General features: G+C 70.5%; 23 protein-coding genes. 16 read left to right on the forward strand and 7 right to left on the reverse strand.

Annotation, left to right across the window (positions count from 1 at the left end):
* Window positions 1-65: 65 nt before the first annotated feature.
* Window positions 66-731 carry an RraA family protein gene (locus ACWICD_RS08995; RefSeq protein WP_376128657.1) on the reverse strand — a complete coding sequence of 222 codons (666 nt, stop codon included), beginning with the start codon at window positions 729-731 and terminating at the stop codon, window positions 66-68.
* 204 nt (window positions 732-935) lie between these two features.
* Between ACWICD_RS08995 and ACWICD_RS09000 the strand changes: the two genes are divergently transcribed.
* Entirely contained in the window at window positions 936-1,454 is a 519-nt protein-coding gene (locus ACWICD_RS09000) for a gluconokinase (RefSeq protein WP_454139961.1), read from the forward strand.
* 236 nt (window positions 1,455-1,690) lie between these two features.
* Here ACWICD_RS09000 and ACWICD_RS09005 read toward each other — a convergent pair whose 3' ends face one another.
* Window positions 1,691-2,146 (reverse strand): SRPBCC family protein, encoded by a 456-nt coding sequence (locus ACWICD_RS09005; RefSeq protein ID WP_376130976.1) that lies wholly within the window; start codon window positions 2,144-2,146, stop codon window positions 1,691-1,693.
* Window positions 2,147-2,341: 195 nt separating this feature from the next.
* Here ACWICD_RS09005 and ACWICD_RS09010 point away from each other — a divergent pair, with 195 nt between their 5' ends.
* On the forward strand, window positions 2,342-3,517 hold the full coding sequence (locus tag ACWICD_RS09010) for an alcohol dehydrogenase catalytic domain-containing protein (RefSeq protein ID WP_454139962.1): 1,176 nt from the start codon (window positions 2,342-2,344) through the stop codon (window positions 3,515-3,517).
* Between the two features lie 20 nt (window positions 3,518-3,537).
* Window positions 3,538-5,745, forward strand: coding sequence for a glycogen debranching protein GlgX (glgX, locus tag ACWICD_RS09015; RefSeq protein ID WP_454140009.1), 2,208 nt, complete (start codon window positions 3,538-3,540; stop codon window positions 5,743-5,745).
* On the opposite strand, the gene ACWICD_RS09020 is transcribed toward glgX, so the two are convergent.
* Window positions 5,721-6,650: a helix-turn-helix domain-containing protein gene (locus ACWICD_RS09020; RefSeq protein ID WP_454139963.1), complete on the reverse strand. Its 930-nt coding sequence runs from the start codon at window positions 6,648-6,650 to the stop codon at window positions 5,721-5,723. The genes glgX and ACWICD_RS09020 overlap by 25 nt on opposite strands.
* Before the next feature lie 125 nt (window positions 6,651-6,775).
* Here ACWICD_RS09020 and ACWICD_RS09025 point away from each other — a divergent pair, with 125 nt between their 5' ends.
* On the forward strand, window positions 6,776-7,945 hold the full coding sequence (locus ACWICD_RS09025; RefSeq protein WP_454139964.1) for a thiolase family protein: 1,170 nt from the start codon (window positions 6,776-6,778) through the stop codon (window positions 7,943-7,945).
* Window positions 7,946-8,347: 402 nt separating this feature from the next.
* Here the strand turns inward: ACWICD_RS09025 and ACWICD_RS09030 are convergent, their stop codons facing one another.
* Window positions 8,348-8,980, reverse strand: a complete 633-nt coding sequence (locus ACWICD_RS09030; RefSeq protein ID WP_376130965.1) for a TetR/AcrR family transcriptional regulator — start codon at window positions 8,978-8,980, stop codon at window positions 8,348-8,350.
* Between the two features lie 115 nt (window positions 8,981-9,095).
* On the opposite strand from ACWICD_RS09030, the gene ACWICD_RS09035 reads away from it, so the two are divergent.
* From ACWICD_RS09035 to ACWICD_RS09085, 11 genes are all read left to right on the forward strand, one after another.
* Window positions 9,096-9,842 (forward strand): enoyl-CoA hydratase/isomerase family protein, encoded by a 747-nt coding sequence (locus ACWICD_RS09035; RefSeq protein WP_376130962.1) that lies wholly within the window; start codon window positions 9,096-9,098, stop codon window positions 9,840-9,842.
* On the forward strand, window positions 9,839-10,744 hold the full coding sequence (locus tag ACWICD_RS09040) for a 3-hydroxyacyl-CoA dehydrogenase family protein (protein WP_454139965.1): 906 nt from the start codon (window positions 9,839-9,841) through the stop codon (window positions 10,742-10,744). Before ACWICD_RS09035 ends, ACWICD_RS09040 begins: the two co-directional genes overlap by 4 nt.
* The gene (gene paaZ / locus ACWICD_RS09045; RefSeq protein ID WP_454139966.1) at window positions 10,741-12,957 is read left to right on the forward strand and encodes a phenylacetic acid degradation bifunctional protein PaaZ; all 2,217 of its coding nucleotides are present in this window, start codon (window positions 10,741-10,743) and stop codon (window positions 12,955-12,957) included. The genes ACWICD_RS09040 and paaZ overlap by 4 nt, the downstream gene beginning before the upstream one ends.
* Complete coding sequence (paaI, locus tag ACWICD_RS09050) at window positions 12,954-13,373, forward strand: hydroxyphenylacetyl-CoA thioesterase PaaI (protein WP_454139967.1); 420 nt, start codon at window positions 12,954-12,956, stop codon at window positions 13,371-13,373. Before paaZ ends, paaI begins: the two co-directional genes overlap by 4 nt.
* Before the next feature lie 44 nt (window positions 13,374-13,417).
* Complete coding sequence (paaA, locus tag ACWICD_RS09055) at window positions 13,418-14,389, forward strand: 1,2-phenylacetyl-CoA epoxidase subunit PaaA (protein ID WP_454139968.1); 972 nt, start codon at window positions 13,418-13,420, stop codon at window positions 14,387-14,389.
* The gene (gene paaB / locus ACWICD_RS09060) at window positions 14,389-14,694 is read left to right on the forward strand and encodes a 1,2-phenylacetyl-CoA epoxidase subunit PaaB (protein WP_376130948.1); all 306 of its coding nucleotides are present in this window, start codon (window positions 14,389-14,391) and stop codon (window positions 14,692-14,694) included. Before paaA ends, paaB begins: the two co-directional genes overlap by 1 nt.
* Window positions 14,695-14,894: 200 nt before the next feature.
* A complete protein-coding gene (paaC, locus tag ACWICD_RS09065; protein ID WP_376130982.1) occupies window positions 14,895-15,680 on the forward strand; it encodes a 1,2-phenylacetyl-CoA epoxidase subunit PaaC in 786 nt (261 codons plus the stop codon).
* Window positions 15,674-16,156 (forward strand): 1,2-phenylacetyl-CoA epoxidase subunit PaaD, encoded by a 483-nt coding sequence (gene paaD, locus ACWICD_RS09070; RefSeq protein ID WP_376130945.1) that lies wholly within the window; start codon window positions 15,674-15,676, stop codon window positions 16,154-16,156. Before paaC ends, paaD begins: the two co-directional genes overlap by 7 nt.
* Entirely contained in the window at window positions 16,156-17,277 is a 1,122-nt protein-coding gene (gene paaE, locus ACWICD_RS09075; protein ID WP_376130942.1) for a 1,2-phenylacetyl-CoA epoxidase subunit PaaE, read from the forward strand. The genes paaD and paaE overlap by 1 nt, the downstream gene beginning before the upstream one ends.
* Before the next feature lie 39 nt (window positions 17,278-17,316).
* Window positions 17,317-18,087: an enoyl-CoA hydratase/isomerase family protein gene (locus tag ACWICD_RS09080; RefSeq protein ID WP_376130939.1), complete on the forward strand. Its 771-nt coding sequence runs from the start codon at window positions 17,317-17,319 to the stop codon at window positions 18,085-18,087.
* A gap of 334 nt (window positions 18,088-18,421) precedes the next feature.
* Window positions 18,422-19,345, forward strand: a complete 924-nt coding sequence (locus ACWICD_RS09085; protein ID WP_454139969.1) for an FAD-dependent oxidoreductase — start codon at window positions 18,422-18,424, stop codon at window positions 19,343-19,345.
* On the opposite strand, the gene ACWICD_RS09090 is transcribed toward ACWICD_RS09085, so the two are convergent.
* The 3 genes from ACWICD_RS09090 to ACWICD_RS09100 are packed head-to-tail and all read right to left on the reverse strand — an operon-like array spanning window position 19,335 to window position 21,938.
* Window positions 19,335-20,519, reverse strand: coding sequence for an acetyl-CoA C-acetyltransferase (locus ACWICD_RS09090; protein WP_454139970.1), 1,185 nt, complete (start codon window positions 20,517-20,519; stop codon window positions 19,335-19,337). The two genes, ACWICD_RS09085 and ACWICD_RS09090, sit on opposite strands and share 11 nt — an antisense overlap.
* Window positions 20,516-21,166: a CoA transferase subunit B gene (locus ACWICD_RS09095; RefSeq protein WP_454139971.1), complete on the reverse strand. Its 651-nt coding sequence runs from the start codon at window positions 21,164-21,166 to the stop codon at window positions 20,516-20,518. The genes ACWICD_RS09090 and ACWICD_RS09095 overlap by 4 nt, the downstream gene beginning before the upstream one ends.
* Window position 21,167: 1 nt before the next feature.
* On the reverse strand, window positions 21,168-21,938 hold the full coding sequence (locus ACWICD_RS09100; protein WP_454139972.1) for a CoA transferase subunit A: 771 nt from the start codon (window positions 21,936-21,938) through the stop codon (window positions 21,168-21,170).
* Between the two features lie 199 nt (window positions 21,939-22,137).
* On the opposite strand from ACWICD_RS09100, the gene ACWICD_RS09105 reads away from it, so the two are divergent.
* On the forward strand, window positions 22,138-22,923 hold the full coding sequence (locus ACWICD_RS09105) for an IclR family transcriptional regulator (protein ID WP_454139973.1): 786 nt from the start codon (window positions 22,138-22,140) through the stop codon (window positions 22,921-22,923).
* Window positions 22,924-23,311: the final 388 nt, after the last annotated feature.

Raw genomic sequence — 23,311 nt, forward strand, 5'->3', positions numbered from 1 at the left:
TTCCTGGAACCATAATCCAGCTGCGGCGGATGCCCTGATCCAGACGCGGGCGAACGCGCCGCGTGTCAGGACACCGGGTTCGCGGGGCGTTCGGTGCCGGCGAGGCGGGCATCGGTCATCGTGTCGCGCAGACCGAGTCCGTTGCGGACGTCGTCGCTGATCGCTCGCCGCCGCGCGACGACCGTCTCGGCCTGGCGCAGCACCGTGTCGATGTGGGCGCGCGGCACGACGACGAATCCGGTCGGGTCGGCGAACACGAGGTCGCCCTCGTGCACGACGCGACCGGCGATGTGCACGGGCTCGCCGGCCGTGCGCTGCTGCAGCCGACCGCGCGCCGAGGCGGGGACCGTGCCGCGGGCGTAGACGGCGAGGTCGAGCCGGCGGTTCTCCTGCACGTCGCGCATGGCGCCGTCGATGATGATGCCGCGCACGCCCCGAAGGCTCGCGCCCAGCCCGAGGATGCCGCCCCACGCCGCGACGTCGGTGCGCCCGTCGTTGTCGACGACGAGGACGTCGTCTTCGCCCGCGGCATCCACCACTTCGGTGAGGATGTGCGTGTGCAGCACGTCCTGATGACGGGGTTCGAGTTGCGCGGTGCGCGCGTACCCGATGACCGGCGCGTCGACCGTGAGGGGAAGGAGCCCGCCTACTCCCGACAGCAGACTCAGCGAGTCCAGGGCATCACTGACCGCGGAGGTCTCCAGCGTGGCGTAACGATCGAGCAGGCTCATGTGTCCATGACATCGCACTCCGCGCCGGGAGTACAGCGCGGCGCGCGGTCGCCGCCTGTTCGTGACCGCGCGACTGCTCCATGACCGCGAGACTGCAACGGCCGGCCGAGACAGCGGGTGGACCCCGCAGTCTCGGCGCGCCGTTGCAGTCTCGCCGTGGAGGGGGCGTGCTTCACTGGACGCGAGGTCGGGAACGGAGCCCACATGGACGCGCAGCACGTGCAGGTGTGCGTCATGGGGGTGTCGGCCGCCGGCAAATCGACGGTCGGCCTGCTGCTCGCTCAGCGGCTGGATGCCGCGTTCATCGACGCCGATGACCTGCATCCCGTCGAGAACACGACGAAGATGGCCTCGGGCCGGTCGCTGACCGACGACGATCGATGGGTGTGGCTCGACGCGGTCGGTGCCCGATTCGCGGATGCCGCGGCTCACGGCCGCGACCTCGTGATCGCCTGCAGCGCGCTCGCGCGCCGCTATCGCGACCGCATCCGCAGCGTCGCCCCCGGCGTCGTGTTCGTGCACCTGCACGGGGATGCCGAACTGCTCGCGCAGCGCGCCGGGGAGCGCCGCGAGCATTTCATGCCGGCGGCGCTCCTCGCCTCGCAGATCGAGGCATTGGAGCCGCTCGCACCGGACGAGCCGGGCCTGACGCTCGACGTCGCGGAGAGTCCGTGCGCGCTCGCGGCCCGCGCGGTCGCCTGGCTCGGCCGGCACCCCTCGTAGACGGGGCCCGAGGCCGCGGTGGGCGTGCGTCGGCGTGCCTCATGGCGAGACCAGCACGGAGTCCGAGCAGGCCTCCGGCCAGAGCGCGGCATCCTCTCTCCCCTCCCCGAGACTGCAACGGACCGCCGAAACAGCGGGTGAACCCCGCAGTCTCGGCGTGCCGTTGCAGTCTCGCGGTCAGGGGCCCGAGGCATGGGGCCAGGGGTCAGCGGCCAGAGGTCTCGCGGTCAAGGGGGTCAGGCTTCGACGTCGCCGCGCCAGCCGCCGGTCTCGACGCCGCGGGACTCGATGAACTCCTTGAAGTTCTGCAGGTCCTTGCGCACGGCGTGGCCGCCCGCGCCGACGAGCGACCCGAGCTTCTCGGCGAAGCCCTCGGGCTCCCAATCAAGCTGGACGGTCACGCGCGTGGACGTGTCGGTCAGCTTGTGGAAGGTCACCACGCCGGCGTGGGCGGTGTCGCCTCCCACGCTCGTCCAGGCCACGCGCTCATCGGGGTGCTGCTCGGTGATCTCGGCGGCGAACTCGCGCGTCGCCCCGGCCACGGTGACCGTCCACCGCGTGTGCGTGTCGTCGACCTGCGTGATCTCGTCGACCTCGTCCAGGAACTGCGGAAAGCTCTCGAATTGCGTCCACTGGTTGTAGGCCGTGCTGACGGGGACGTCGACGTCGATGGTCTCGATGATCTGCACCACGATGGGTCCTCTCTGTTGGTCGTCTTTGCTCTATTCCAGACGGATGCCGCGTTCCTGACCACGGGGTTGACACCGACGCACGTCGGTGAGATCGAGCCGGATTCTCTCGGGTCAGCGGCATCCGATCAAGGGTCTGCCCGATGGCGGCGTGAGCGGCCACGGTAGAACGACACCCCGAACGCAAGGAGACGCGCTATGAAGGCACTCACGTGGCAAGGCACGCGCACCGTGGCGGTCGAGGAGGTGCCCGATCCCGTCATCATCGAGCCCACCGACGCGATCGTGCAGATCACCTCGACCGCCATCTGCGGGTCGGATCTGCACCTGTACGAGCTGTTCGGACCGTTCATCGACCGCGGCGACATCCTGGGCCACGAGCCGATGGGCGTCGTCGTCGAGATCGGCGACGACATCACGAGCCTCGCGGTGGGCGACCGTGTCGTCGTGCCGTTCAACATCTCGTGCGGGCATTGCTTCATGTGCCGGCGCGGCCTGCAGTCGCAGTGCGAGACGACCCAGGTGCGCGAATACGGCAGCGGGGCGGCCCTCTTCGGCTACACGAAGCTGTACGGCCAGGTGCCCGGAGGGCAGGCCGAATACCTGCGGGTGCCGCTCGCCGACTACAACCACGTGCGCGTCGGGGCCGACCTGCCCGATGACCGCTACCTCTATCTGAGCGACATCCTGCCGACGGCATGGCAGGCGGTGTCGTACGCCGACGTGCCGGCCGGGGGCACACTGGCGGTGCTGGGACTCGGGCCGGTGGGACAGTTCGTCGCGCGCATCGGTGTGCACCACGGCTTCCGCGTGCTCGCGATCGACCCCGAGCCCGAGCGTCGCGCCATGGCCGAGCGGCACGGCGCGCTCACCTACGACCTGACCGACACGGTCGTTGACGAGCTGCGAGATCTGACCGAGGGCCGCGGCGCCGATTCCGTCGTCGACGCGGTCGGCCTCGAAGCCCACGGCAGCGGTATCGCCGGCTTCGCGCAGAAGGCCGTCGGCCTGCTGCCGGATCCGGTCGCTCAGCGCCTCATGGACAAGGCCGGCGTGGACCGGCTCGCCGCGGTCTACGGCGGGATCGACCTCGTCCGCCGCGGGGGCACGGTCTCGTTGAGCGGGGTCTACGCCGGCGACGCCGACATCCTCCCCATGAAGACCATGTTCGACAAGCAGCTGTCGCTGCGGATGGGGCAGTGCAACGTCAAGCGCTGGATCGACGACGTCATGCCGCTCGTCGAGGACCCCGCCGACCCGCTGGGCGTCATGGACCTCGCGACCCACCGCGTCCCGCTCAGCGAAGCGCCGCGCATGTACGACACCTTCCAGAAGAAGGAGGACGGGTGCATCAAGGTCGTCCTGACGCCGTGACGCCGACGGATGCCGCGGGGATCGCGGCGTGGCCGGGTTCGGCCTACCCGCTGGGGGCCACCTACGACGGCAACGGCACCAACTTCGCGATCTTCAGCGGCGGTGCCGAGCGGGTCGAGCTGTGCCTGTTCGACGGTGAGGACGAGACACGCGTCGACCTCGTCGATGTCGACGCGTTCGTCTGGCACGCCTACCTTCCCGGAGTGCAACCGGGACAGCGATACGGATACCGCGTGCACGGCCCGTACGACCCCGCCAACGGTGTGCGCTTCAACGCGAACAAGCTGCTCCTCGACCCGTACGCCAAGGCGGTCGACGGGCGGATCCGATGGTCGCCGGACGTGTTCGGATACGACTTCGACGACCCCGACTCGCGCAACGACGCCGATTCGGCCGCGCACATGATGAAGGGCGTCGTGGTCAATCCGTATTTCGACTGGACGGGCGACCGCCACCCGAAGACGCCCTACGCGCAGACGCTCATCTACGAAGCTCACGTCAAGGGGCTCACGCGGCTGCACCCCCTCGTACCCGAAGAGCTGCGCGGCACGTACGCCGGCATGGCGCACCCCGCCGTCATCGACCACCTGACGAAGCTCGGCGTGACGGCGCTCGAGCTCATGCCCGTGCACCAGTTCGTCGACGATTCGACGCTGCAGGAGAAGGGGCTGTCGAACTACTGGGGCTACAACACGATCGGCTTCTTCGCGCCGCACAACGCCTACTCGTCGTCGGGCGAAGCGGGGGAGCAGGTACAGGAGTTCAAGGCGATGGTGCGCGCCCTGCACGCCGCGGGGATCGAGGTCATCCTCGACGTCGTCTACAACCACACCGCCGAGGGCAATCATCTGGGCCCGACGCTGTCCATGCGCGGCATCGACAACCGCGCCTACTACCGCCTCGACGGCGACGACCCGCGGTTCTACACCGACTACACGGGCACGGGCAACAGTCTCAACGCCGGCGATCCGCACGCGCTGCAGCTCATCATGGACTCGCTGCGCCACTGGGTCATCGACATGCACGTCGACGGCTTCCGCTTCGATCTCGCCTCGACGCTCGCGCGCGAGTTCTACGATGTCGACCGCCTCGCGACGTTCTTCGAGCTCGTGCAGCAGGACCCCGTCGTGTCGCAGGTGAAGCTCATCGCCGAACCGTGGGATGTCGGACCGGGCGGATACCAGGTCGGCAACTTCCCACCGCAGTGGACCGAGTGGAACGGCAAGTACCGCGACACGGTGCGCGACTTCTGGCGCGGAGAGCCTCAGGCCCTGGGCGAGTTCGCATCAAGGCTCACCGGCTCCGCCGACCTCTACGAGCACTCCGGACGCCGGCCCGTGGCATCCATCAACTTTGTCACCGCCCACGACGGCTTCACGCTGCGCGACCTCGTGTCGTACGACGAGAAGCACAACGAGGCCAACGGCGAAGACAATCGCGACGGCGAATCGCACAACCGCTCGTGGAACGGCGGCGTCGAAGGTCCGACCGACGATTCCGACGTGCTCACGCTGCGCGCGCGTCAGCAGCGCAACTTCCTCGCGACGCTGCTGCTGTCGCAGGGGGTGCCGATGATCTCGCACGGCGACGAGCTCGGCCGCACGCAGGGCGGCAACAACAATGCCTACGCGCAGGACAATCCGACCGCCTGGGTGGATTGGGATGCCGCAGACCTGCCGCTCGTGGAGTTCACGGCCGCCCTCGCGCGCCTGCGGCGCGAGCACCCCACCTTCCGGCGCAGCCGCTTCTTCGACGGTCACCCCGTCGAGATGGCCGAAGGCGCGCCGCTCCCCGACGTCGTCTGGCTGCGCCCCGACGGCACCGCCATGCGGCCCGAGGACTGGGACTCCGGCTTCGGGCACGCGATCGGGGTGTTCCTCAACGGCAGGGGCATCCGCGAGCGCGACCAGCGGGGCGAGCCCGTGAACGACCTGCATTTCATCGTGCTGTTCAACGCCGCCGCCGAGCCGGTCGATTTCACCATTCCGAGTGTCGCCTTCAGCCCGCAGTGGGCCGTGCGCGTCGACACCGGCGGCCGACTCCCTTCCGACGATCCCGTCTCACCGGGCTCGACGGTCCGGGTCGAGGCCCGTGCGCTCGTCGTGCTCGGCGAGATCGATGCGGGTTCGGCCGACGTCGAGGATTCGGTCGCCGCCTCGCTCCGGCATCAGGCGCCCGCCGTCGTGCCGGAGGACCCCGACGATCACCGCGCGTTGTCGCTCGGGTAGCAGCCGTACGCGGCGCGATAGTGCTGCGCGAAGCGCGAGGGGTTCGAGAAGCCCCAGCGTCGCGCGAGCGCGGCGATCGTGCCGGCGGTTCCCTCGAGCAGCTCGGCGTGGGCTCCCGCGAGCCGCGCCGACCGCAGATACTCGCTCGGTGTGCGCCCGGTCGCACGACGGAATGCGTACTGCATGCCCCGGGTCGACATCCGCACTGCGGCGGCGACGTCATCGACCGTGACGGGCTCGCGCGCGTGGTCGTCCATGTACGCCATGGCGCGGCGCACGCTCGCGGGCGCGGCGGCGGTCTGGTGGGGGCGCTCCAGTGCGTGCAGGTAGCTCGTGGGAAAGGCCGACAACGTCACGACGAGGGCGTGCCGGCGAATCTCCGATTCGAGGACGGGGTGGTCCTCGCCGATGGCGCCGAGACCGTTCATGACGTGGCGGAACGTCGATTCCCACGCGCGACCGGCCTGCGCCGTACGCGGAGCGGGGTCCGTCACGTCGAGCACGAGACGGTCGTCGCCGCACGCCTGGCGGGCGAACTCCTCGGCTCTCGTCCGGTCGAAGACGAATGCACGCACGTGGGCGGCGCCGTCCCATTTCGCCCGTGTCGGGGCGTCCGCCGCGAGCCAGGGGAGTGACGCATCGAGCGTGCGCTGCCCGCTGCCGACCCAGCCGTTCTTCGCCACGACGCGGCACGCCATGAGCTGGCCCTGAGGATCTATCGACGAGCTGACGCGTGCCGTGAGCGAGTAGGAGACGACCGAGAGGCCCTCGATCTCGGCCGAGGCCCATTCGAACGGGAATCGCACGGGGTCGGCGTGCTCGAGTCGGGCCGATGGCACGTGCCGCTGCCACATCTCCTCGGCGGATCGGGCTCCGCGGCTTTGCACACGCAGGACTTCTGCCATGTCTTCTGGGTCTCCAGTTATGGCCGCCCCAGCGTCCGCCGCTAACATCCTGGCACGAAACCGACACGACGCGGCACACGGCCCGAGGAGCGAGCGGTGCCCCGCGACCTGACAGAATCTTCTCCATGCGGGAATCTTTCGTGTACGACGCTGTACGCACTCCTTTCGGTCGCGCGGGCGGCGCTCTGGCGGGCGTCCGGCCCGATGATCTGGCCGCGGTCGTCATGCGCGCGACCGTCGAACGCACGGGCATCGACCCGGCGCGGATCGACGACATCGTGTTCGGCGACGCCAATCAGGCCGGCGAAGACACGCGCAACGTCGCGCGCATGAGCGCCCTGCTCGCGGGATTTCCCACGACCGTCCCGGGCGTGACCGTCAACCGCCTGTGCGGATCGTCCGTCGAAGCGGTCATCCAGGCGTCCCGGGCGATCGAGGCCGGCGACGCCGACATCGTTCTCGCGGGCGGTGTCGAATCCATGAGCCGCGCGCCGTACGTCGTCGAGAAGTCGCCGCGGGCGTGGCCGTCGCTGGGCAATCAGACGATGTGGAACACCGCGATCGGCTGGCGCATGACCAATCCCCGGCTGCCCCGGGAGTGGACGATCTCGAACGGCGAGTCCGCCGAGAAGCTCGCCGGCATCCACACGATCCCGCGCGACGAGCAGGACGCCTTCGCGCTGCGCAGCCACCGCCGCGCCGCCGCCGCGTGGTCCGAGGGCGTCTACGACGACGAGATCGTGCAGGTGCCCGGCGCGTCGCTCCTGCGCGACGAGGGGATCCGCGACGACACGACCCTCGACAAGCTCGGGAGCCTCACGCCGCTCTTCGCCGCCGACGGGACCGTCACGGCGGGCAACTCGTCATCGCTCAACGACGGCGCATCGGCCGTGCTGGTCGGCGGTGCCGGCGCGATCGACGCCGAGCCGCTCGCCCGGATCGCCGGTCGCGCGGCGTTCGGCAACGACCCCGACGTCTTCGGCGTCGCCCCTGTCGAGGCGGCGAATCGGGCTCTCGCGCGTGCGGGACGCACGTGGGCCGACGTCGACGTCGTCGAGCTCAACGAGGCGTTCGCGTCGCAGAGTCTCGCGTGCCTGCGCGGCTGGCCCGACCTCGACCCCGAGAAGGTCAACCTGCACGGCGGAGCGATCGCGATCGGGCATCCGCTCGGTGCGTCGGGCGGTCGCATCATCGGGCACGCGGCGCACGAACTGCGCCGCCGTGGACGAGGCGTCGCCGTTGCCGCCATCTGCATCGGCGTAGGGCAGGGTCTGGCCGTCGTCCTCGAGCGCTGAAGCACCTTCGGAAGAAGGTGGCGGCAGGCCGGAACGCGCAACAGGAACGCGCTGCGTGCGCGAGGGCGCGCCGGGACGGCATAAGATCGATCCTGAATCTGTCTCAGAGGGCCTGTTGTCGCGTGTCCCCAGCACGTAATGCACAGACCGTCCCCCAGCGGTCGACAACCGGCTGACAGATCGAAAGGGCCCCCTCGAGCGGTCAGCGCCAACTGCACCACTCGAGGGGGCCGCCACACAGTCTCGAAGACTGCGTGTTGAGCGCGTCGTGACCTCGCCAGGGGTTACGAGTAGTCCTCGGCGCGCTCCGCGACCGCTTTCCCCAAGAACGCGGTCGGCCCCAGTTGCTGAGTCGACAATACTCCCTGCGGTCGTGTCCACCAAATGGTGGACACCGCGATGTCACGCATTCGACACATTCCGGATGCCCAGACCGTCGAGTGCGACCCTCAGGGTGTCGGTCGCGAGTGTGTCGGCATCGAGGCCGCCTCCCGGCCGGTACCACTCGGTGACCGAGTTGACCATCCCGAACATGAGTCGCGTCGCGACCGCACCGTCGACGTCGGAGCGCACTTCGCCCGCGCGCTGTGCGGCGGTGACGAGCGCGGTCACGCGGTGATCGAACGTGCGTCGGCGATCGAGGGCACGTCGCTCGACGTCGCTGTTGCCGCGGACGCGCAACAGCAGCGTGACCGACGGCAGTCGTTCGACGAGCACGAGCACAGCGCCGTGCAGCACGAAGCGCAGGCGATCGATCGGCGTGCCCGAGGTGGCGCCGGGCGCGTCGAGCAGCGTCTCGAGGCCCGTCAGGGCGTCGTCGACCGCGACTTCGAGCAGCTCTTCGCGAGAGGCGAAGTGGTGGTAGAGCGCGGACTTGGTCACCCCGAGCCGGGACGCGAGGTCGGCGACCGACGTCGCGTCGTAGCCGCGTTCGTTGAACAGATCGACGGCGACGGCCAGGATGCGCTCACGCGAGTAGCCCGGGCGACCGCGGCGCGCGGGAGTCGCCTGCTCGGTTGCCGGAACGGATGCCACGCTTCAGTCTCCCATCGGCGCGCTTGGGGCTCGCGTTCGATTCTGGCATGATTACTGAACGATCGGTGAGAAATTGCCGGTCCGGATCACCGCGCACCGGGGCGAGAGGACGAGGATGTCAGGCGAACCGACCGCGTTGCGCGTCGAGCACGTGGAGTCCCACGTGCTCGCGACACTCGATCGTCCGGGCACGCGAAACGCGATCGACCAGGCGACGATCGACGCCCTGCACGCGCTCTGTGCGGAGCTCGAAGCGTCGCCGCGCGTGCTGATCCTCGCGGGCGCGGGTGGCGTCTTCGCGTCGGGGGCCGACATCGCCCAGCTGCGCGACCGCCGTGCCGACGACGCGCGCCGCGGCATCAACACGACGGCGTTCCGCCGTGTGCGCGCTCTGCCGATGCCGGTCATCGCGGCCGTCGACGGCTATGCGCTCGGCGGCGGCGCCGAGCTCGCGTACGCGGCCGACATCCGCATCGCCTCGCCCGCGCTCAAGATCGGCAACCCCGAGACGGGGCTCGGGATCATCGCGGCGGCGGGCGCGACCTGGCGTCTGCCCCAGATCGTCGGAGAGGCGCGCGCGGCCGAGCTGCTGCTGACGGGACGGATCCTCGACGCCGACGAGGCTCTCGCGTGGGGGCTCGTCTCGGCGATCCACCCCGCCGGCGACCTCATCGGCGCGGCGCGCGCGATCGCCGATCGGATCGGGCGCAACGACGCGCTCGCGACGATGCACACCAAGCGCGCCCTGCTCGCTCCCGCCGACGCGCACCCCGCGATCGAGCTCGACCTGCAGGCGGAGCTCTTCGAGAGCCCCGAGAAGGAGCGCCGCATGACCGCCTTCCTCGACCGGAGGTCGCGATGACCCCCGCGCTCCCCTCGTCTCCGGTCCCTGAGCCCGCCGAAGGGAAGTCACCCGCACCCCTCCGCGTCGGCGTCCTCGGCGGAGGACGCATGGGCGCCGGGATCGCGCACGCCTTCGTGCTCGCGGGAGCGCACGTCACGGTCGTCGAAGTGGATCCGGATGCCGCCGAGTCGGCCCGCGTCCGCGTGCTCGAGTCGCTCACTCGCTCGGTCGATCGCGGCGCGACCGCGCTGCCGCTCGACACCCTCGCCTCCGCACTGGCCGTCGCCAGCGACGTGCGCGCGTTCGCGTCGTGCGAGCTCGTCGTCGAAGCCGTCCCCGAGGACCGCGGGCTCAAGCGCGACGCCCTCGCCCGTGTGGAGGCGGTGCTCCCCGGCGACGCCGTGCTCGCCTCGAACACGTCGTCGATCTCGATCGACGACCTCGCCGCCGACCTCGAGCGCCCGCAGCGGTTCCTGGGGCTGCACTTCTTCAACCCCGTCCCTGCCTCGGCGCTCGTCGAGGTCGTGATCGGCGACGCGACCGCCCCCGAGCTCGCCGACAGCGCCCGCGCGTGGGTCGCCGCGCTCGGCAAGACCCCCGTCGTCGTGCGCGACGCGCCCGGCTTCGCCTCGAGCCGGCTGGGAGTCGCCCTCGCGCTCGAGGCGATGCGCATGCTCGAAGAGGGCGTCGCCTCGGCCGAGGACATCGATCGTGCGATGGAGCTCGGCTACCGGCATCCGGTCGGTCCGCTGCGCACGACCGACATCGTCGGCCTCGACGTGCGGCTGGGCATCGCCCAAGAGCTGCACGACAAGCTCGGAGACCGCTTCGCACCACCCGCGCTCCTGCGCCGGATGGTCGCCGACGGTCACCTCGGACGCAAGAGCGGTCGAGGCTTCTACGAATGGAGTGAGACATGACCCGGATCCTGCCGAGCTACGTGCGCGACGCGTGGTGGACTCCCGACCCTTCGACGATCGACCCTTCGGCAAGCTCAGGGACCGGGATCGGGGGCGGGGGCGACCCTTCGACAAGCTCAGGGACCGGGGCAAGCTCAGGGGCCGGGGGCGACCCTTCGGCAAGCTCAGGGACCGGGGCAAGCTCAGGGGCCGGGGCAGGCTCAGGGGTCGGGGCAGGCTCTGGGACCGAGGTGCGGGACGCGTCGACGGGGGAGGTCGTCGCGACGATCAGCACCGCGGGGCTCGACCTCGCGGGTGTGCTGGACCACGCGCGCACGACGGGACAGCGCACCCTCGGCGCCCTCACGTTCCACGAACGGGCGGTGCTGCTCAAGCAGTTCGCGACGATCCTCAACGGGCGTCGTGAAGAGCTCTACGACCTGTCGTTGCGCGCCGGATCGACCAAGCGCGACTCACTGAACGACATCGACGGCGGCATCGGGGTGCTCTTCACCTACTCGTCGAAGGGTCGGCGCGAGCTGCCCAACTCGACCGTGTACGTCGACGGGCCCGCCGAGCCGCTCTCGAAGGACGGCTCGTTCCTCGGCCGGCACGTGTACACGCGTCTCCCCGGCGTCGCGGTGCAGATCAACGCCTTCAACTTCCCCATGTGGGGAGCCCTCGAGAAATTCGCCCCCGCCTTCCTGGCGGGCGTGCCGACCGTCGTCAAGCCCGCCACACCCACGGCGTACATCGCCGAAGCGTGGGTGCGCATCCTCGTCGAGTCGGGGCTGCTCCCCGACGGATCGCTGCAGCTGGTCAGCGGTGCCGTGCCGGACCTGTTCGACCGCGTGCGACTCGGCGACCTCGTCGGCTTCACCGGCAGCGCCTCGACGGCCGAGCGGCTGCGCGACAAGGCCGACCGCGACGTGCGCTTCACAAGCGAGACCGACTCGATCAACGCCTCCGTGCTGGGCCCGGACGCGACGCCGGGAACCCCCGAGTTCGACGCATACGTAAAGCAGCTCCTGGTCGAGATGACGACCAAGGCCGGGCAGAAATGCACGGCGATCCGTCGCGCCATCGTGCCCGCGGCATCCGTCGACGCGTTCGTCGAGGCGGTGCGCGAGAAGATCGCCGAGCGCGTCGTCATCGGCGACCCGCACGCCGAAGGCGTCACGATGGGGCCGCTCGTGTCGACGCAGCAGCGCGACGAGGTGCTGCGCCAGATCGCCGCGCTCGAAGACGCTGGCGGCCGCCTGCTGCTCGGGTCGACCGATGCACCCGATGTCGTGCGCGCCGACGGCACGACGGGCCCCGCCCCCGACGGCGGCTTCGTCGCCCCCGTGCTGATCGGGTTCTCGGATGCCACCACCCCGGCCGTCCACGACATCGAGGCGTTCGGGCCCGTCGCGAGCGTGCTCGCCTACGACACGCTCGAGGAGGCAGCGCACCTGGTCGACCTCGGCGGCGGGTCGCTCGTGACGAGCGTCGCGACGAACGACCCCGATGTCGCGGTCGAGCTCATGACCCGCATCGCGGCGTTCAACGGTCGCGTGCTGTTCCTCAGCCGCGACAACGCGCGCACGTCGACGGGCCACGGCGCTCCCGTGCCGCACCTCGTGCACGGCGGTCCCGGCCGCGCCGGCGGCGGCGAGGAGCTCGGTGGCATCCGCGCGGTGCTGCACCACATGCAGCGCACCGCCGTGCAGGGCTCGCCCGAGATGCTCACGGCGCTCACCGGCGTGTGGCACGAGGGCGCTCCGGCGCGGGCCGAGGGGCGGCATCCGTTCCGCAAATCCGTGTCCGAGCTCTCGCTCGGCGACCAGATCGCATCGGAATCGCGGACCGTGACGCTCGAGGACATCGAGACGTTCGCGCACTTCACGGGCGACACCTTCTACGCGCACATGGACGAGGAGTCCGCCGCGGCGAACCCGTTCTTCCCGGGGCGCGTCGCGCACGGCTACCTGCTCGTGTCGTGGGCGGCCGGGCTCTTCGTCGACCCCGAGCCGGGCCCGGTGCTCGCGAACTACGGGCTCGAGAACCTGCGGTTCATCACGCCCGTCTCGCCCGACGACGAGATCCGCGTGACCCTCACGGCGAAGCAGATCACGCCCCGCGAGACCGACGAGTACGGCGAAGTGCGCTGGGATGCGGTCATCCACAACCAGCGCGACGAGATCGTCGCGACCTACGACGTGCTCACGCTCGTCGCGAAGGAGCCGGCGTGACCGACCCGGCCGAGTGGTTCGCCGGCCAGCGCGCGATGCTCAGGGCAGATCGCGCGTCGGCCGCCCTCGGGATGGTCATCGAGCACGATGGTCCCGAGTACAGCGCCGTGTCGATGCTCGTCCGCGACGACATGACCAACGGATTCGGCATGACCCACGGCGGCATGGTGTTCGCGCTCGCCGACACGGCGTTCGCCCTCGCGTGCAACGACGACGAGCAGGTGACGGTCGCCGCCGGCGCCGATATCTCGTTCCTCGCGCAGACGAGGGCGGGGCAGACGCTGCGGGCCGAGGCGCGACGCCGCGCGGGAACGGCGCGCACGGGCGTGTACGACGTGACGGTCAGGGACGAGGACGGAAGCGTCGTCGCGGAGTTCCGCGGGCGCTCGGTCACGACCCGCGCTACACTTACTTAACGAGTGTTCTGTTATTCGAGAGCACCCCGAACCCGGAGTCGACGATGACATCACCAGAACTGGCCGCAGTGGATGACGCGGACGAGCTCGCGACCTTCGACGCGCTCATCGCCACCGAGCAGCGCATCGAGCCGCGCGACTGGATGCCCGACGCCTATCGGCGCACGCTCATCCGACAGATCTCGCAGCACGCGCACTCCGAGATCATCGGCATGCAGCCCGAGGGCAACTGGATCACCCGCGCGCCGAGCCTCAAGCGCAAGGCGATCCTGATGGCCAAGGTGCAGGACGAGGCGGGCCACGGGCTCTACCTCTATTCGGCCGCGCAGACCCTCGGGATCACGCGCGACGAGATGACCGACCAGCTCATCGAGGGCAGGGCGAGGTACTCGTCGATCTTCAACTATCCGACGCCGACCTGGGCCGACATGGGCGCGATCGGATGGCTCGTCGACGGCGCCGCGATCTGCAACCAGGTGCCGCTGTGCCGCGCATCGTACGGACCGTACGGTCGCGCGATGGTGCGCATCTGCAAAGAGGAGTCGTTCCACCAGCGGCAGGGCTTCGAGATCCTGCTGACGCTCATGCGCGGCAGCGAAGCGCAGCGCGAGATGGCGCAGGACTCGGTCAACCGCTGGTACTGGCCCTCGCTCATGATGTTCGGTCCGCCCGACGATGCCTCGCCGAACTCGGCGCAGTCGATGGCCTGGAAGATCAAGCGCTTCTCGAACGACGAACTGCGGCAGCGATTCATCGGGATGCTGGTGCCCCAGGCCGAGATCCTGGGTGTCACGCTGCCCGATCCCGAACTCCGGTGGGATGAGGACGCGCAGCGCTGGCACACGAGCGAGATCGACTGGACCGAGTTCAACGAGGTGCTCTCCGGCCGCGGACCCATGAACGCCGAGCGCATCCGGAACCGTCGCAACGCCCACGACGAGGGTGCGTGGGTGCGCGAGGCAGCGGCCGAGTATGCGCGCAAGCAGGCCGCGAAGGCAGAGGGGCGGGCAGCCTGATGGCGGCGCCCGGAGTCTCCGACCGCGAGACCTGGCCCCTGTGGGAGGTCTTCGTCCGCGCGAACCGCGGCTTGTCGCACGTGCATGCGGGATCGCTGCACGCGCCCGACGCCGACATGGCGCTGCGCAACGCGCGCGACCTGTATACGCGCCGCGGCGAGGGCACCTCGGTGTGGGTCGTGCCCGCAGAGGCGATCACGACGAGCGACCCGGACTCGAAGGGCGCGTTCTTCGAGAGTCCCGCGGGAAAGAACTACCGGCACGCCGTGTACTACACGGCGTCCGAGGGGGTGCCGCACCTGTGAACGGGCCGACGTCCAACCCGCTGGTCGGTGAGCGTGTCGAACCGTCGACCCTTCGGCAAGCTCAGGGACCGGGGCAGGCTCAGGGAGCGGGGCAGGCTCAGGGACCGGGGCAGGGGCCAGGGCAGGCTCAGGGACAGGGGCCGGAACACGGTCACGGGCCGGAGGCATCCGGCGGCCACGGCGAGGTCACGGTCGAGCAGATCGAGCTGTCCGCCGAGCTGTCGGGGGGCGACGCCGTCGCCTCGCCCGAGGCGGGGGAGTACGCCCTGTGGCTCGGCGACGACGCGCTCATCCTCGCGCAGCAGCTGAGCGCTTGGATCGCGAAAGCTCCCGAGCTCGAGGAAGACGTCGCGCTCGCCAACATCGCGCTCGACCTGCTGGGCCACGCCCGATCGCTCCTGCGCTACGCGGGAACGGCGAGCGGACGCACCGAAGACGACCTCGCCTACTGGCGCGACGAGCCCGACTTCCGCAGCGCATGGCTCTTCGAGCAGCCCAACGGCGACTTCGCGCAGACGATCGCGCGTCAGCTCGTGGCATCCGTCTATCTTTTCGAGCTCTACACGGCGCTGCAGCGTTCGACCGACGTGACGCTCGCCGCGATCGCCGCGAAGTCCGTGAAGGAGGTCGAGTACCACCGCGACCATGCCGTGCAGTGGACGCTGCGCCTCGCCGGAGGTACCGACGAGTCGCGGCGTCGCATGATCCGCGCCGTCGGCGACGTGTGGCCCTACGTCGACGAGCTGTTCCGTGACGAACCGCTCACGGATGCGCTCGCCGAGGACGGCGTCGCCGTGCGTCCGTCGACGCTTCGACCCGCCTTCGACGCCGTCATCGCGGCTGTGTTCGCCGAAGCAGAGCTCGAGGTGCCGCAGGTCCCCGGCTCGTCGGCGGGCGGTCGCCACGGCCGGCATTTCTCGACGCTCGGCTACCTGCTCGCCGAAATGCAGGTGCTCGCGCGACAGCATCCGGGGGCGACATGGTGACCGCACTTCCCGACGCCTGGTCCGTCGCGGCGGGCGTGCTCGACCCCGAGGTCCCGGCGCTCACGATCGAAGACCTCGGTGTGCTGCGTGACGTCCGCGTCGACGGCGCCCGGGTCACCGTGACGATCACGCCGACCTACTCGGGCTGCCCCGCGATGGACACGATCCGCGAAGACCTCGAGCTCACGCTCGGTGCCGCCGGTTACGACGACGTCGACGTCAGACTCGTGCTCTCGCCCGCGTGGACGACGGACTGGATGACCGATGCCGGCAAGCGCAAGCTCGAGGAGTTCGGCATCGCACCGCCGACCGGCCGGGCTGCCGTCGGTGTCGTGCGTCTGCAGCTGGGCGTGAAGTGCCCGCGCTGCGGATCGCTGGACACCCGCGAGATCTCGCGCTTCGGCTCCACCTCGTGCAAGGCGCTGTGGGAATGCCGCGCGTGTCTCGAGCCCTTCGACCACTTCCGGGTGCACTGATGACGACGACGCGCCGGCGCGGCCGCTTCCACACACTGCGGGTGGGCGCCGTGCGCCCCCTCACCGACAACGCCGTCGAGGTGACCTTCGCGGTCCCCGAGCAGCTGCGCGGCGATTTCGACTACTTCGCCGGCCAGCACGTCGCCCTGCGCACGCGCATCGACGGCCACGAGGTGCGACGCTCGTACTCGCTGTGCCGAGCGGTCGACGCGGGCGGCGGAGGCGACGGTCCCCGCACGATCAGCGTCGCGATCAAGCGCGACCAGGGCGGCCGGTTCTCGAGCTGGGCGCAGACCGAGCTCAAGCCCGGCGACAAGATCGACGTCATGAGCCCGCAGGGCACGTTCACGTCGGGTCTGGCCGATCTCGACGGCGCGCACGTCGCCGGCATCGCCGCCGGATCGGGCATCACGCCGCTCATGGCCCTCGCCGCGACCGTGCTGGGCCGGTCGGACACGTCGCGGTTCACGCTCGTCTTCACCAACCGCTCGACGACCGACGTCATGTTCCTCGAAGAGCTCGCCGACCTCAAGGACCGCTACCCGACGCGGCTCGCGCTGCACCACGTGCTCTCGCGCGAGCAGCGGTCGGCGCCGCTGCTGTCGGGCCGCATCGACGAAGATCGGCTGCGGCGCATCCTAGATTCGCTCGTCCTCCCCGAGACGGTCGACGAATGGTTCCTGTGCGGGCCGTTCGATCTCGTGCAGCTGTGCCGAGACACGCTCGAGGACGTCGGCGTCGACCCCGCCCACGTGAGATTCGAGCTGTTCACGACGGGAGAGCCCGGTGCCGAGCTGCCCGATGCCGGCCGGCCGGTCCTCGTGCGTGACGACGAGCCGGTGCGGCGCATCGAGTTCTCGCTCGACGGGCAGTCGCAGAGCGTCGACAGCCCGGTCAGCGCCAACGAGTCGATCCTCAACGCGGCGCTGCGCGTGCGCGGAGACGTGCCGTTCGCGTGCTCAGGCGGAGTGTGCGGCACCTGCCGCGCGCTTCTCGTCGACGGTTCCGTCACGATGACCGAGAACTACGCGCTCGAACCCGACGAGCTGGAACGCGGCTACGTGCTCACCTGCCAATCGCACCCGACGAGCGATCGGGTCGTCGTCGACTACGACGTGTGAACGGATGCCGCGGCTCGCAGCATCCGCGAGAGGAGAACCATGATCGAGCTCACCATCGACGGCACGGTCGCGCACGTCGTGCTCGACAACCCCGACAAGCTCAACGCGCTGGATGAAGCGGCGATCCGAGACCTCGACCGCGCGTATGCCGAGGCGGCCGCCGCGGGCGTGCGTGCCCTCGTGCTGCGCGGCGAGGGCCGCGCCTTCTGCGCGGGGCGCGACATCTCGGGCGTCGACCCCCGCGACGACGACGTCATGGGCTACCTCGGCGGGCTCGTGACGCCGCTGCTGCGCCGCATGGCGGAGTTTCCGGCGCCGACGTTCGCCGCGGCCCACGGCGCGTGCCTCGGTGTCGGCCTCGGTCTGCTCATCGCGACCGACGTCGTCTACGTGGCCGACTCGGCCAAGATCGGCTCGCCGTTCGCGGGGCTCGGCGCGACGCTCGACTCGGGCGGGCACGCCCTCTTCTATGAGCGGCTCGGGGCCCACAAGACGCTCGACCTCATCTACACGGGGCGCCTGATGTCCGGGACGGAGGCGGTCGAGTCGGGCCTGTTCTCACGAGTCCTGCCGGCCGAGGACGTACGGGCGGCGACCATCGAGGCCGCCGAGCATGCGGCATCCGGAGCGACCGCGGCCTTCGTCGCCAGCAAGAAGCTCGTCGCGCGCCTGCGCGATGAGCGGCTCGCCCTGTGGGAATCGGTCGACGTCGAGAACGCCGCGCAAGCGGCGCTGTGCGACACCGACGACTATCGCGAGGGGTTCGCGGCCTTCCAGGAGAAGCGCAAGCCCCGGTTCGAAGGACGCTGAGGCCCGCCGCCGAGGTCCGCCGCCGAGGTGATCGCGCACACGCGCGGTGTTCCGGTGTGCGTCGCGCTACCGAAACCTGCGCGCGCCCCCTTTCGATCGGTAGCTCGTGCACGTATCGGTAGCGCGAGCGCGTATCGGTAGCTCGTGCGCGTATCGGTAGCGCGAGCGCAGGGGTGATGGCGGCGGGCGCCCCCACCGCGCCGCGGATATCCGCGAGACTGCATCGGGACGGCGAGACTGCGGGGTCTACCCGCTGTCTCGACCTGCCGACGCAGTCTCGCGGTCGATGGGCGCGGGCGGAATGGGGGTGCGGGGGCGGGCGTTGGGAGCCGGTATGGAAGCCCGTGAAGTCGACGTCGTCGTGATCGGCGCCGGCCAGGCGGGACTCTCGGCCGCCTATCACCTGCGACGCCGCGGGTTCTCGGTGCAGGGCGATGCTCCGAGCTTCGTCGTGCTCGACGCGAACGAACGTCCCGGCGGAGCCTGGCAGCACCGCTGGGAATCCTTGCGGATGGGCACGGTCAACGGCATCCACGAACTGCCCGGATTCCCGGTTCCCGCGCTCGGGGATCACGAGTCCAGTCGCTCCGCGCTGCCGCCGTACTTCTCCGAGTACGAAGAACGGTTCGCCCTCGAGGTGCTCCGTCCCGTGCGGGTCACCGCAGTGCGCGACGCGGGCGAGAGGCTGCTCGTCGACTCGGATCGCGGCGCGTGGGCCGCGCGTTACGTCATCAACGCGACGGGAACATGGACCCGCCCGTTCTGGCCGCACTATCGCGGGCGGGAGAGGTTCCGCGGACGCCAGCTGCACGTGTCCGACTACACGGACGCGACGGACTTCGCCGGTCAGCGCGTCGGAATCGTGGGTGCGGGGATCTCGGCCGTGCAGCTGCTCGAGGAGATCTCGCAGGTCGCGGAGACGGTCTGGTTCACGCGCCGCGAGCCGCAGTGGGCCGAGGAGGCGTTCGACATCCCGGCGAGGATCGCCGCGATCGCCGGCGTGGAGGATCGGGTGCGCCGGGGCCTGCCGCCCGGGAGCGTCATCTCGGTCACCGGCATGCATTGGACGCCGTGGGCGCGCGCCGCACAGGCGCGCGGAGTTCTGGTGCGGCATCCGATGTTCGTCTCGATCGAGGAGGACGGCGTCCGCATGCCGGACGGCTCGTTCATCGCGCTCGACACGATCCTGTGGGCGACCGGCTTCCGCGCGGCGATCGACCACTCGCGGTATAGGTGCCGGGTGCCGGTCAGCGGGTGAGGATGAGGGCGTCGCCCTGACCGCCGCCACCGCACAGGGCGACCGCCGCCGTACCGCTGCCGCGGCGGACGAGTTCGTGCACGGCGTGCACGACGAGGCGGTTGCCGGAGGCGCCGATCGGGTGGCCGATCGCGATGCCGCCGCCGTGCGGGTTGACGACGTCATCCGACAGACCGAGCTCGGTCTGCGACCGGGCCACGACGGCGCCGAAGGCCTCGTTGATCTCGACGAGGTCGAGGTCGGACGCGCTCATGCCCTGCTTGGCCAGCGCCTTCTCGATCGCGCGCGCCGGCTGCGCGTGCAGCGAGTTGTCCGGCCCCGCGACCTGGCCGGAGGCGCCGACGACCGCGAGCACATCCCAGCCGTTCGCGTCGGCGTGCGCACGGGTCGTGAGCACGACGGCGGAGGCGCCGTCGGAGATCTGCGACGCGTTGCCGGCCGTGATCGACCCGTCCCTCGCGAACGCGGGGCGAAGCCCGGCGAGGGACTCGACCGTCGTGTCGGGCCGGATGCCTTCGTCGCGCGTCACGACGACGGGCTCGCCGCGCCGCTGGGGGATCTCGACCGGCACGATCTCGGCCTCGAAGACGCCCTCGTCGTATGCGGCGGCCGCGCGCTGGTGCGAGCGTGCCGCGACGGCATCCTGTGCTTCGCGCGTGATCTCGAACCGCTCGTTGTGGCGCTCGGTCGACGTGCCCATGCTCTCGTTGTCGTACGCGTCGGTGAGGCCGTCGTGCGCCATGTGGTCGAGCACCTCGACCGAGCCGTAGGTCCAGCCGTCGCGCGACCCCATGAGCAGGTGCGGCGAGCGGGTCATCGACTCCATGCCCGCCGCGACGACCACGGTCGCGTCGCCGACGCGCAGCATCCGCGCCGCGTCGATGATGGCCGTGAGCCCCGAGAGGCAGACCTTGTTGACGCTGCCGGCGTGCACGTCCCAGCCGATACCGGCGCCGACGGCGGCCTGGCGCGCGGCATTCTGCCCCGACCCGGCGGCCAGCACCTGCCCGACGATCACGGCGTCGACGGCCCCGGCCGGGATGCCGCTCTTGTCGAGCGCGCCCTTGATCGCGAGCGAGCCCAGCTGCGGTGCGGTCAGCGACGAGAGCTGGCCCTTGAGGCGCCCCTGCGGCGTGCGCGCGGCGGCGACGATGACGATGTCGTCGGTGTTCATGCGGGTGTCCTTTCGATCGCGATGGTGAGCTCCGGCTCGGTCGCGGCGACGACCTCGTCGACCGTGACGCCCGGGGCGGTCTCGATGAGCACGAGACCATCATCTGTCACGTCGATGACGGCGAGGTCCGTGATGATGCGGTCGACCACGCCACGGCCCGTGAGGGGCAGCGAGCAGTCGTCGACGATCTTGGCGGAGCCGTCCCGCGCGACGTGCTCCATGAGCACGATGACCTTCCCCGCGCCGTGCACGAGGTCCATCGCGCCGCCGGGGCCTTTGACCATCTTGCCGGGGATCATCCAGTTGGCGAGGTCGCCGCTGGCTGAGACCTGCATGGCGCCGAGGATGGCGGCGTCGATCTTGCCGCCGCGGATCATGCCGAAGCTCATCGCGGAGTCGAAGAACGCCGTGCCGGGCAGCGTCGTGACGGTTTCCTTGCCGGCGTTGATGAGGTCGGGGTCGACGTTCTCCTCGGTGGGGTACGGGCCGACGCCGAGGATGCCGTTCTCGGACTGCAGCACGACGGTGACGCCCTCGGGCACGTAGTTCGGCACGAGCGTCGGAAGGCCGATGCCGAGGTTGACGTAGGCGCCATCGGCGAGTTCGCGGGCCGCGCGGGCGGCCATCTCTTGACGAGTCAGTGCCATGTCAGTTTCCTTCGCTCACGGTCCGGCGCTCGATGCGCTTCTCGATGTCGGTGCCCACCTCGATGATGCGATGCACATAGATGCCGGGGAGGTGGATGCTGTCGGGGTCGAGTTCGCCGGGCTCGACGAGCTCCTCGACCTGCGCGATGCAGACGCGCCCGGCCATCGCGGCGAGCGGGTTGAAGTTGCGAGCCGCCTTGTTGAAGACGAGGTTGCCGTGCCGGTCGCCCTTGAGCGCGTGGACGAGCGCGTAGTCGGTCACGATCGCCTCTTCGAGCACGTACTCGCGCGGCTCGCCCGAGGTCTCGAACGTGCGGACATCCTTCACGGGGGATGCCACGGCGATGCCGCCGTCGCCGTCGTACCGGCGGGGGAGTCCGCCCTCGGCGACCTGCGTGCCGACGCCCGTCTGCGTGTAGAAGGCGGCGATGCCCGAGCCGCCCGCGCGGAGCTTCTCGGCGAGCGTGCCCTGGGGCGTGAGCTCGAGTTCGAGCTCGCCCGAGAGGAACTGCCGCTCGAACTCCTTGTTCTCGCCGACGTACGACGAGGTCATCTTGCGGATGCGCTTGGCGTTGAGAAGCACCCCGAGCCCCCAGTCATCGACGCCGCAGTTGTTGCTCACGATGCTGAGATCGCCCGTGCCCTGCGCGAGCAGGGCCTCGATGAGAGCGATCGGGTTGCCCGAGAGGCCGAACCCGCCGACGGCGAGTGAGGCGCCCTCCGGGATGTCTGCGACCGCGGCTGCGGCCGATTCCCACGTCTTGTCGATCACATGTGCTCCTTCGCGCGAGTGCTTGTGCACAACTCCAGAAGTCCTTTTGGTGCCGGCGCGGAGACCAGCGGATTTCCGCGGGCCGCCCACCGACGGGCGGCGATTCTTGAGGAGTTGTGCACACATCCTCCGCTAGCCGGACGCGCGAAGGCCAGGCCACGGTTGCCATGTGGACCGGGATCGGCGTACCGTCCATATCGTGGACACTCCCGCGACCATTCCCGGCGCGCAGTCGGTCGCCCGCGCGGCGCGCCTGCTCCGCCTCGTGACGCAGGGCGGCGGTGAGGGGGTGGCGGTGTCCGACCTCGCCCGCCGCGCTGAGCTCACCCGGCCGACGGCGCACCGACTGCTGCAGGCGCTCCGGAACGAGGGGCTCGTCGACCAGGACGAGCAGACGGGGCGCTGGACTCCGGGCCCCGAGCTCTATCTCATGGGCCAGGTCGCAGCATCCCGCTACGACATCACGGGGATCGCGCGCGACATCGTCCGCTCGCTCGCCGTGCGCACCGAGGAGAGCGCCTTCCTCTCCGTGCGCCGCGGCGATGAGACGGTGTGCCTGCTGCGCGAAGAGGGCAGCTTCCCCATCCGGTCGTTCGTGCTGTCCGAGGGCGTGCGGTTTCCGCTCGGCGTCGCGTCGGCGGGGCTCGCGATTCTGTCGTTCCTGCCGCCTCACGATGTGGACGAGTATCTGGAGCGGCATCCTGAACTCGATGGTCAGTGGGGCGTAGCGCACGGCGAGCCGCGCCTGCGGGCGCGACTTCGCGAGACGCAGGAGCGCGGCTACGCCGTGAACCCCGGCCTCATCGTCGAAGGCAGCTACGGCATCGGCGCGGCGGTGTTCACGCGCGAGGGGCATCCGCAGTGGGCGCTGAGCCTGACGGGCGTGCAGTTCCGTTTCGGCCCCGACCGCCTCGCGACGCTCGGCCGCACGCTCCTCGCCCACGCTCATCAGCTGACCTCGCGCATCGTCGCCTCGGGCCGCTGACGCCCGTCGACCCCGTCCGTTGACTTGCGTCCTTTGTCGACGACGCGCGGGGCGGTTCACGCAAAAGCCGCAAGTCGATACAAGCGGCGGGACGGGGCGGGCAGGGCAGGGCGGGCGCACGGCGGCACAGCGGCGCGGCGGCACAGCGGCGCGGCGGGCGCGGCGGGACGGCGGCACGGGGCGCTGCGGGACGGCGGCACAGCGGCGCTGCGGGACAGCGGCGCGGCGGGACGGCGGCGCGCCGGACGGGGCGCGGTGGGCGGGCGCGGCGGAGGTCACCGGCGCCGACGGCGTCGGGGCGGGGGGGGGGCGGGGGGTGGGGCTGGGGCGGGCGGTGTGTGGGTGTCGGTGACCGAGCGGGGTTTCGCGTGGACGTGGTGTGTGGGGT

This window comes from Microbacterium sp. NPDC055357 (assembly GCF_053644835.1).

What these genes read in the sequence shown, in the direction of transcription:
- ACWICD_RS08995 (WP_376128657.1), bottom strand. Translation starts at nt 731, where the DNA reads ATGAGCCTGCTCGATCGTTACGCCACGCTGGAGACCTCCGCGGTCAGT.
- ACWICD_RS09000 (WP_454139961.1), top strand. Translation starts at nt 936, where the DNA reads ATGGACGCGCAGCACGTGCAGGTGTGCGTCATGGGGGTGTCGGCCGCC.
- ACWICD_RS09010 (WP_454139962.1), top strand. Translation starts at nt 2,342, where the DNA reads ATGAAGGCACTCACGTGGCAAGGCACGCGCACCGTGGCGGTCGAGGAG.
- ACWICD_RS09020 (WP_454139963.1), bottom strand. Translation starts at nt 6,650, where the DNA reads ATGGCAGAAGTCCTGCGTGTGCAAAGCCGCGGAGCCCGATCCGCCGAG.
- ACWICD_RS09025 (WP_454139964.1), top strand. Translation starts at nt 6,776, where the DNA reads ATGCGGGAATCTTTCGTGTACGACGCTGTACGCACTCCTTTCGGTCGC.
- ACWICD_RS09035 (WP_376130962.1), top strand. Translation starts at nt 9,096, where the DNA reads ATGTCAGGCGAACCGACCGCGTTGCGCGTCGAGCACGTGGAGTCCCAC.
- ACWICD_RS09040 (WP_454139965.1), top strand. Translation starts at nt 9,839, where the DNA reads ATGACCCCCGCGCTCCCCTCGTCTCCGGTCCCTGAGCCCGCCGAAGGG.
- paaZ (WP_454139966.1), top strand. Translation starts at nt 10,741, where the DNA reads ATGACCCGGATCCTGCCGAGCTACGTGCGCGACGCGTGGTGGACTCCC.
- paaA (WP_454139968.1), top strand. Translation starts at nt 13,418, where the DNA reads ATGACATCACCAGAACTGGCCGCAGTGGATGACGCGGACGAGCTCGCG.
- paaB (WP_376130948.1), top strand. Translation starts at nt 14,389, where the DNA reads ATGGCGGCGCCCGGAGTCTCCGACCGCGAGACCTGGCCCCTGTGGGAG.
- paaD (WP_376130945.1), top strand. Translation starts at nt 15,674, where the DNA reads ATGGTGACCGCACTTCCCGACGCCTGGTCCGTCGCGGCGGGCGTGCTC.
- paaE (WP_376130942.1), top strand. Translation starts at nt 16,156, where the DNA reads ATGACGACGACGCGCCGGCGCGGCCGCTTCCACACACTGCGGGTGGGC.
- ACWICD_RS09080 (WP_376130939.1), top strand. Translation starts at nt 17,317, where the DNA reads ATGATCGAGCTCACCATCGACGGCACGGTCGCGCACGTCGTGCTCGAC.
- ACWICD_RS09085 (WP_454139969.1), top strand. Translation starts at nt 18,422, where the DNA reads ATGGAAGCCCGTGAAGTCGACGTCGTCGTGATCGGCGCCGGCCAGGCG.
- ACWICD_RS09090 (WP_454139970.1), bottom strand. Translation starts at nt 20,519, where the DNA reads ATGAACACCGACGACATCGTCATCGTCGCCGCCGCGCGCACGCCGCAG.
- ACWICD_RS09095 (WP_454139971.1), bottom strand. Translation starts at nt 21,166, where the DNA reads ATGGCACTGACTCGTCAAGAGATGGCCGCCCGCGCGGCCCGCGAACTC.